We start from the raw sequence: 7,680 nt of genomic DNA, 5'->3' as shown, positions 1-7,680 counted from the left end.
ATGAAGTATCATAGGATTTTTTTATAAAAACTCGAATTAACAGGTACGTTTTGTCTTGTTTAGTTTTCAAAGATCATTTTCGTTATCGCTCGTAAGCGACTTTAATATCTTACCATTTTAAATCAGTTAAAGTCAAGAACTTTTTTCAATTTCTTTTTTTAACCTCGTTGCTGTTTTGCGGCAACGAATAATAATATACCATCTGGATTCTTTCCTTGCAATAGTTTTTTTAAAAAAAGTTTCATTTTATGAAAAATAAAAAGCGCCATAGATAAAATGGCGCTTTGGTTGATGTATTAGCGGTTTCTCATTTGTGGGAAAAGCAGTACATCTCTGATTGATGGAGAATTTGTTAAAAGCATGATTAATCGGTCGATTCCGATTCCTAGACCACCTGTTGGAGGCATACCGTATTCTAATGCTTCAACAAAATCGTCATCCATTAGATGTGCTTCGTCGTTTCCTTCTTCACGTTCTTTTAATTGAGCTTCAAAGCGTTCTCTTTGATCGATTGGATCGTTTAGCTCTGTGAATGCATTTGCATGCTCGCGGCGTACGATAAACAGCTCAAAGCGATCAGTAAAGCGAGGGTCTTCAGGATTTTTCTTAGCTAATGGAGAAATCTCCACTGGATGTCCGTAAATGAATGTAGGCTGAACCAATGTTTCTTCTACTTTTTGCTCGAAGAACTCATTGATAATATGACCTACTGTCATATTTTTCGTGATTTCAACACCATGATCAGCCGCATGCTGTTTTGCTTCTTCAACAGACATCTCCTGCCAGAAGTCTACACCTGTTGCTTCTTTGACCGCTTCAACCATATGAAGTCTCTTCCATTCAGGTTTGAGATCAATTTCATCTTCTCCATATTGAATGGTTGTTGTTCCTAACACCTCTTGGGCAATATGAGCAATCAGGTTTTCAGTCAGATTCATGATGTCTTTGTAGTCTGCGTATGCTTCATACAGCTCGATCATAGTGAATTCTGGGTTGTGACGAGTTGATACACCTTCATTACGGAATACGCGGCCAATCTCGTATACTTTCTCTAGACCACCGACAATTAGGCGTTTTAAGTGCAGCTCGATCGCAATACGCATATAAAGCGGCATATCAAGTGCATTGTGATGAGTAATGAAAGGACGCGCTGATGCACCACCAGGGATGCTGTGCATTGTTGGTGTTTCAACTTCTAAGTATCCTTTAGAATCTAAGTATCTTCTCATGGATTGAATGATTTTGCTTCGCATGATGAACGTCTGCTTACTTTCTGGATTTACAATGAGGTCAAGGTAGCGCTGACGATAGCGTTGTTCAACATCTTTTAATCCATGATATTTATCAGGAAGCGGTCGAAGTGCTTTCGTAAGAACCTCAAAGCTGGTCGTTTTAATAGAAAGTTCTCCTACATTTGTTTTAAAAACAGTCCCTGTTACACCGATGATATCGCCTAGGTCTGAGCTTTTGAATAATTCGTAAGCTTCTTCCCCTACACTATCTTTACGAACATAGATTTGAATTTGTCCTTCTAGGTCTTGAATATGTGCAAAGCCAGCTTTTCCTTTTCCGCGCTTTGTCATCATACGTCCAGCGATTGTTACTTGAGCCGCTTTTCCTTCTAAGTCTTCTTTAGAAAACTCGTCATATTCAGCGATAATTTGCGCAGATTGATGAGAACGGTCATATCGTTCACCGAATGGATCGATACCCTCTTCTCTCATTTTATTCATTTTGTCACGTCTGACCTGGAATTGGTCATTTAATTCTTCGTTATTAAGCCCTTCATTACTCATTTATATCACTCCAATAATGTATTTTGCAGAGAAAAGCAGAAAAACTGCCAGTACATGCACTAGCAGTGAGCTACAAAAAGAAAGATAGTCTTATCCTACTTTTATACTTTGAAGCTCTTTTGCCTCGGCTTCGATCGTAAAGTCATCAAGAACTTGTACAAGCTCCGCTCTCGTTTCACTTTGATTGATTTGATTTCTCACGTCCGCATTGCCTCGGACACCTTTTAAGTACCATGCTGCATGCTTTCTCATTTCTCTGACAGCCACATGCTCGCCTTTCAGGTCAATGAGTCTGTCTAAGTGAAGTTTGCACACTGACATTTTCTCACGCACGTTTGGCTCTTCTTTCAGTTCACCCGTTTCTAAATAATGAACCGTTCGATAGATCATCCACGGGTTTCCTAGTGCGGCTCTTCCGATCATGACAGCGTCCACACCCGTTTCATCAAGCATACGTTTTGCATCTTGAGGGGTTTTGACATCGCCATTGCCGATGACAGGAATGGATACAGATTGTTTAACCTCTCTCATGATATCCCAATTCGCTGTTCCTTCGTACATTTGCACGCGTGTCCGTCCGTGAAGCGCAACCGCTTGTCCACCTGCTCGTTCAACAGCACGGGCATTATCAATAGCAAAGATATGGTCTTCGTCCCAGCCCATTCTCATTTTCACTGTAACTGGTTTGTCTACAGCTTCTACGACAGCAGAGACCATTTCATAAATTTTGTTTGGATCAAGCAGCCATTTCGCTCCTGCATCACATTTCGTAATCTTCGGCACAGGACAGCCCATGTTGATATCAATAATATCCGCTGTGGTATTCTTGTCTACAAACTTTGCCGCTTCGACGAGTGTGTCTTTTTCCCCTCCAAATATCTGAAGGCTCAAAGGCTTTTCCCGTTCATCAATGTATAGCATACCCATTGTTCTCGCGTTGTTGATCAGGATCGCTTTGTCACTGACCATTTCAGCGCAGACTAAGCCCGCTCCAAACTCTTTCACCGTCAGTCTGAAGGCAGAGTTGCACACGCCAGCCATCGGCGCGAGCACTACTTTGTTTTTAATCTCGATATCTCCGATTTTAAACATTTTTCCCCCTCCTTTCTTCTTCAAGAATTGGCGAAAGTTCTTCCACCGTTATATTTAAAGCATCTGCTATTTGACCAACCAATTGGTTTGTTGGTAATCGATTGCCTCGCTCAATTTCTCCTAAGACAGAGACAGAGATGCCCAGTCTTTTCGCGAACCCTTCCTGAGTATACCCTTTTAGCTTTCGGTATGCACGAATTCTTCTACCCCACATGTCTTTTTCCATATGCTTACACCTTCTTGGTCTGTTACGGCATTTATTTGCACTTCGCCGATTTCTGGGCAAATCTCACTCATCGGAACAAGAACGAATAAACGTTCGTACATTCTAGGATGCGGCACTACAAGTTGTTCTGTTTCAATATTTTCACGATTATAAAGTAAAATGTCAAGGTCAGCCGTTCGCGGACCCCACCTCACTTCTCTTGTTCTGCCTAACTCTTGCTCAATTTTCTGAGTAAGAGACAGTAGTTCCTCTGGACGAAGTGAAGTGGTAATTTTCACGGCCATATTTAAAAAATCATCTTGGTTTTCGTAGCCTACAGGTGTTGTTTCATATATCGATGAAATTAATTCCACTTGAACCTCTGGATGTTCATGCAGTTTTTTAACGGCTTCTTTTAAATAGGTTTCTTTTTTACCTATGTTTGAGCCTAGTGCGATGTATGCCGTGTTATTCATGTGCGTGATCTCGTCATTTCAATTGCAACGGACTGATAGTGACCTGGAATTGGCGGATCTGGCTTGATCACCTTCACTGTACATTCCTGGACTGTCGGAAAGTCCTTTAACACTTGGTTTGCAATTCTTTCTGTCAGTGTTTCAACGAGATTGACCGGCTCACCTTCTACGATGCTTTTGCAGATTTGGTAGAGCTCTGCATAGTTGATCGTCTCATTGAGGTCATCAGTTTGTCCGGCTTTACTTAAATCAAGTGAAGCTGTTAAGTCCACGCGGAATCGCTGCCCTAGTTTGTTTTCTTCTGCAAATACGCCGTGGTACCCGTAAAATTCCATTCCGTTTACATATACTTTATCGATGATAAGCGCCTCCCTTATTCAGCATGGCATCCATCATTTTTGCCATTCTTGCAATTTCTTTTACATCATGTACACGGACCATCGCACTGCCCTTTTGAATCCCAAGACAGACCGTCGCACCTGTTCCTTCAGTACGTTCTTCAGGCGGCAGATCTAAGACAGCACCAATGAATCGTTTTCGAGATGTAGCTAACAGCAGTGGATACCCAAGGTGACAAAAATGTTCGAGTTCATTCATGACCTTCAGGTTGTCCTCTTTATTTTTCGCAAATCCTACACCTGGATCTAATATGATCATGTCATCGCGGACACCCGCTTGCTGGGCAATTTGGACACTCTCTTTCAAATCGGCGATCATATCTGAAATCAGATGTGTGTAGTTTCGTTCTGGCCGATTGTGCATTAAAATGATTGGGACATTGTGCTTCGCTGCCACATGTGCCATTTGGGGATCTGCCTTTGCTCCCCATACATCATTAATGATGGAGGCTCCAGCTTTCACCGCTTCATCTGCAACACGAGCTTTATACGTATCAATAGAGATGGGTACATCTAATTCTTTTGTGATCTTCTCAATGACCGGAATGACTCTTGAAAGCTCCTCTTCTTCCGAGACAAGTGCCGCTCCCGGTCGAGTCGATTCTCCGCCAATATCAATAATATGTGCCCCGTCTTCTATCAGCTGCGCTGCATGAGCCAGCGCTTTATCTACTTGATTAAACTTTCCTCCATCTGAAAAAGAGTCAGGTGTGACATTTAAAATGCCCATAACTAATGTCTTTTCTTCATAACTAAGGGTATGGTGCTTGGCCTGTATGATTTTAGGCTGTTTTATCAATTGTTGTGTCATTGTGTCCACCTACTCTTTATGGTCTTGACGTTCTTTAGTGTATTGCATTCTTAACTTTGTTGAAATTGTCCGGCTGTTTTTGGGAAAGTGGATTTCTCCTATTCCTCTGAACGGTACAACTCCCTGAACAGAATTGGTCATCCATGCCTCATCAGCAGAAAGCAAATGTGAGACTGGGTATCGCCCTTCCTTTAGCGAAGCCCCCATAGCGCGGAGCGTTTCCATACAGTATCGACGAGTGACCCCATTTAAAATGCCTGTATCAAGTGACGGTGTATAGATCACATCATCTTTTCGCCAAAATATATTCGAGGTAATGCCTTCTGCCACATCATCTTCTTTTGTTAAAAAGATGCCTTCTAACGACGGGTCATTTCCCACTTCCCTTTTAGCGAGCAGGTTGTTCATATAATGATGAGACTTGAGGCGCCTTGGGCCTTCCGGTGTATTTCTTCTCGTTTGAAGAATGACTCCCTTTTTCTCATCCAAAATAGATTCTGGACGGAAAGGAGAAATCATGACAAAAACGACAGGCTCTTCATAAGGATCTGCAGAAAATCCGTTTCCTCTGCCCGCAGATACATTCAAGCGAATTCTCGCATGGCCGCCGGCTATTTGGTTTTTATTCAGTAAGGTATGAATGATGTCGAGTACAAATGGTTTCTCTATTGTGGATTCGATGCAAAGGTCACGTAATGATTGATTGAGCCTTTCAAGATGCCAATCCAACAGGAAGACTTGTCCTGCCAGGCTGGTAAATGTTTCGAATACACCGATGCCATATAGAAAACCATGATCAAAAGGAGAAAGAGTCGCGTCTTTCTCCTCTATATACTGACCGTTCAGATAAATGATCATGCGTTTACTTCATGCCCCTTTTTACGATAGGTTTCAATGAAATTTTTCAGCATTTCTTTTCCGAAGGACGTCATAATTGATTCAGGATGGAATTGCACACTTTCAATCGGCAATTCTTTATGGCGAATCGCCATGAGCTCGCCTTCCTTTGTGCTGGCTGTTGCGTCAAAGCACTCTGGCAGCGTCTCGTTTTTGACAATTAATGAGTGATATCTCGTTGCAACGAGCGGATTTTGAAGTCCTGTGAAGACACCTTTTCCGTCATGTTTAATCTCTGACGTTTTACCGTGCATTAAGCGCTCTGCTCGAACAACATCCCCGCCAAAGACTTGTGCGATGGATTGATGGCCTAAACACACACCGAAGATCGGAATACTTCCTGCAAAGTGCTTGATTGCCTCCATACTAATTCCCGCTTCATCAGGACTGCATGGCCCTGGAGAAATCATGAGAAAATCCGGCTTGAGCTCTTCGATTTCTTGAATGGTGACTTGATCATTCCGTTTCACGATCAATTCTTCTCCAAGCTCACCTAAATACTGGACCAGGTTGTACGTAAATGAATCATAATTATCAATCATTAAAATCATACTCTGCTCACCTCTAACTCAAAATAGTCTCTTCTTTGCTCAACTGTATTGCTTTTTTCACTGCATAGGCTTTTTTAATGGATTCTTTGTATTCGTGTTTTGGGACAGAATCTATGACGATCCCCGCACCTGACTGCATAAAGGCTTTTCCTTCTGTACAATACGCAGTCCGAATAACGATATTAAAGTGCATATCTTGATTGAATCCAAACCAGCCTATAGATCCAGTATAAAGCCCACGTCTTGTTGGCTCAAGTTCTTCTATGATTTCCATTGTTCTCACTTTTGGAGCACCTGTAATCGTTCCACCTGGGAATACAGCTCTCATGACATCTACCGCGTCACATTCATCACGCAGCTCTCCTTGTACATTGGATACAATATGCATCACGTGTGAATATTTCTCAATCGCCATAAATTCGTTCACTTTTACGGATCCATAAGTAGATACTCGTCCAAGATCATTCCGCTCAAGGTCAACGAGCATCACATGCTCTGCGCGTTCTTTTTCATTTTCAATCAGTTCTTTTGCCAGCGCTTGATCCTCAGAATCGTCTTTGCCTCGTGATCTTGTTCCAGCAATTGGTCTTGTTTCTAGCTGAGTTCCTTTTTTCTTAATAAGCAGCTCTGGAGATCCACAAACAATCTGGAAGTCAGGCGTATGCAGGTAAGACATATAAGGAGATGGATTCACTTGACGTAACGTTTTGTATAAATCATACGGATGAGTGTGAAGCTGTTCATCTTGTCTGATAGATAAGTTCACTTGGAACACGTCACCGTTTGCGATATATTGCTTAATTTTCTCTACTGCTTCCCCAAAGGTTTCTTCAGTAAAAGGTGCTGCTGGTACAAATTCTGTGGAAGATTCATTGACAGGTGATTGTGCTGATTCTTCAAAAGAGCTTGTCCACTTTCGCTTCCATTCTTCAAGCCTTTGATTCGCTTCACTCATTGGTTCTGCTTCCTCTGTGTGAGTAATAAGCCACAGTGCGTTCTCTTCATGATCAAAAACTGCAACATCGTTAAATACGAGGAAATAAAGGTCTGGTGTTTTAAGATCATCAATTGCCAGCATCTTAAAATGCTCGATGTATCTAGCATAATCGTAGCTTAAAAACCCAATCGCTCCGCCTTGAAAGTCGGGGTATTCGTCGTTCGTTTCAGTTTGAAGGGATTGAAACCAATCCGTAAACGCTCTGAATGGATCACCTTCTTTGAACAATACCTCATCTTGATAATGGATGGTCGTCATCCCATCTTTCCCCTTCGCTTTAGCGATCGGGTGAATACCAGCAATGCTATATGAACCGCCGCGTGCACTTTCAAGAAGCACATGATGTGTTTCACGAGCAGTTAATTGTTCGTATCTTTTCAAGAATGCATCTTTCGTAAAAGGAATTTTGATGCCCATCGGCCTGCGTTGTGTCATGTTATCATCCTTTTTCATTTTC

At 42.0% G+C, this 7,680-nt stretch carries 9 protein-coding genes; all 9 read right to left on the bottom strand.

The features are described 5' to 3' along the window. Positions 1 to 296: 296 nt before the first annotated feature. Positions 297 to 1,796, bottom strand: coding sequence for a lysine--tRNA ligase (gene lysS / locus QSJ46_RS18700; protein WP_285605153.1), 1,500 nt, complete (start codon positions 1,794 to 1,796; stop codon positions 297 to 299). 90 nt (positions 1,797 to 1,886) lie between these two features. Then, the gene (gene dusB, locus QSJ46_RS18695; protein WP_269104246.1) at positions 1,887 to 2,888 is read right to left on the bottom strand and encodes a tRNA dihydrouridine synthase DusB; all 1,002 of its coding nucleotides are present in this window, start codon (positions 2,886 to 2,888) and stop codon (positions 1,887 to 1,889) included. Then, positions 2,881 to 3,114: a helix-turn-helix domain-containing protein gene (locus tag QSJ46_RS18690; protein WP_024425661.1), complete on the bottom strand. Its 234-nt coding sequence runs from the start codon at positions 3,112 to 3,114 to the stop codon at positions 2,881 to 2,883. The genes dusB and QSJ46_RS18690 overlap by 8 nt, the downstream gene beginning before the upstream one ends. Further along, positions 3,066 to 3,569 carry a 2-amino-4-hydroxy-6-hydroxymethyldihydropteridine diphosphokinase gene (folK, locus tag QSJ46_RS18685; RefSeq protein ID WP_041085284.1) on the bottom strand — a complete coding sequence of 168 codons (504 nt, stop codon included), beginning with the start codon at positions 3,567 to 3,569 and terminating at the stop codon, positions 3,066 to 3,068. Before folK ends, QSJ46_RS18690 begins: the two co-directional genes overlap by 49 nt. Continuing rightward, entirely contained in the window at positions 3,566 to 3,928 is a 363-nt protein-coding gene (gene folB / locus QSJ46_RS18680) for a dihydroneopterin aldolase (RefSeq protein WP_024425659.1), read from the bottom strand. The genes folK and folB overlap by 4 nt, the downstream gene beginning before the upstream one ends. Then, a complete protein-coding gene (folP, locus tag QSJ46_RS18675) occupies positions 3,921 to 4,778 on the bottom strand; it encodes a dihydropteroate synthase (protein WP_024425658.1) in 858 nt (285 codons plus the stop codon). Before folP ends, folB begins: the two co-directional genes overlap by 8 nt. A gap of 9 nt (positions 4,779 to 4,787) precedes the next feature. Continuing rightward, on the bottom strand, positions 4,788 to 5,636 hold the full coding sequence (pabC, locus tag QSJ46_RS18670) for an aminodeoxychorismate lyase (RefSeq protein ID WP_073980045.1): 849 nt from the start codon (positions 5,634 to 5,636) through the stop codon (positions 4,788 to 4,790). Beyond that, a complete protein-coding gene (gene pabA, locus QSJ46_RS18665; RefSeq protein ID WP_024425656.1) occupies positions 5,633 to 6,226 on the bottom strand; it encodes an aminodeoxychorismate/anthranilate synthase component II in 594 nt (197 codons plus the stop codon). Before pabA ends, pabC begins: the two co-directional genes overlap by 4 nt. Before the next feature lie 13 nt (positions 6,227 to 6,239). Then, the gene (locus QSJ46_RS18660; RefSeq protein WP_285605152.1) at positions 6,240 to 7,658 is read right to left on the bottom strand and encodes an anthranilate synthase component I family protein; all 1,419 of its coding nucleotides are present in this window, start codon (positions 7,656 to 7,658) and stop codon (positions 6,240 to 6,242) included. Positions 7,659 to 7,680 lie beyond the last annotated feature (22 nt).

Source organism: Bacillus sp. YKCMOAS1 (genome assembly GCF_030268125.1).
Taxonomy (GTDB): domain Bacteria; phylum Bacillota; class Bacilli; order Bacillales; family Bacillaceae; genus Bacillus; species Bacillus safensis.
The sequence above is the reverse complement of the archived record's forward strand: the minus strand, read 5'-3'. Positions and strand labels throughout refer to the sequence as shown.

Coding starts and splice junctions, on each gene's coding strand:
- lysS (WP_285605153.1), bottom strand. CDS start 1,796: ATGAGTAATGAAGGGCTTAATAACGAAGAATTAAATGACCAATTCCAG.
- dusB (WP_269104246.1), bottom strand. CDS start 2,888: ATGTTTAAAATCGGAGATATCGAGATTAAAAACAAAGTAGTGCTCGCG.
- QSJ46_RS18690 (WP_024425661.1), bottom strand. CDS start 3,114: ATGGAAAAAGACATGTGGGGTAGAAGAATTCGTGCATACCGAAAGCTA.
- folK (WP_041085284.1), bottom strand. CDS start 3,569: ATGAATAACACGGCATACATCGCACTAGGCTCAAACATAGGTAAAAAA.
- folP (WP_024425658.1), bottom strand. CDS start 4,778: ATGACACAACAATTGATAAAACAGCCTAAAATCATACAGGCCAAGCAC.
- pabC (WP_073980045.1), bottom strand. CDS start 5,636: ATGATCATTTATCTGAACGGTCAGTATATAGAGGAGAAAGACGCGACT.
- pabA (WP_024425656.1), bottom strand. CDS start 6,226: ATGATTTTAATGATTGATAATTATGATTCATTTACGTACAACCTGGTC.
- QSJ46_RS18660 (WP_285605152.1), bottom strand. CDS start 7,658: ATGACACAACGCAGGCCGATGGGCATCAAAATTCCTTTTACGAAAGAT.